At 59.4% G+C, this 503-nt stretch carries 1 protein-coding gene; it reads left to right on the forward strand.

Annotation, left to right across the window (positions count from 1 at the left end; genetic code table 11):
• Positions 1-17 precede the first annotated feature (17 nt).
• Positions 18-503 (forward strand): type VI secretion system baseplate subunit TssF (locus tag ACM615_RS23905; protein ID WP_431012630.1); only part of this gene is annotated, 486 nt, incomplete at its 3' end.

The raw sequence follows: 503 nt of genomic DNA on the forward strand, positions 1-503 counted from the left end.
TGAAAATGCGCCTGAACATGACCTGTACAAATGGCGCCTACCCGCGCATGGCGTTGCAGGAGAGCGTTTTCGACGGTGAGACCGCCCTGGGTAATCTTGAGCTGAAGTGTGCCACCCGCACGCGTCCCACTATGCCGCATTACCCGCCGACCGCTGAACTTTATCAGTGGCAGGTGCTGTCGCTGCTGCATCCGCAGGCCATCGCCAGTCTGATGGAAACCGACACGCTGCGTCACGCGCTCAGCCTGCTGGACTGGACGCATGACCCGGACAATGCCCGACGCATTGCGGGCATTACGCAGGTGAGCTATACGCCGTCTCACTACCCCGCCGAAGGCTGGCACGGCGTGGCTATCCGCGTAACGCTTGATGAACATCAGTTCTGTGGCCAGGGCGATGCATTGCTGTTTTGCGAGGTTCTGGAGCAGTTCTACACCCAGTACGCCGATATCCGCCGGTTTATACAACTGACGGTGACGCTCAGTCAGTCCGGGACACAATGG

The organism is Rahnella sp. PAMC25617 (assembly GCF_050606005.1).
Lineage (GTDB): Bacteria > Pseudomonadota > Gammaproteobacteria > Enterobacterales > Enterobacteriaceae > Rahnella > Rahnella variigena.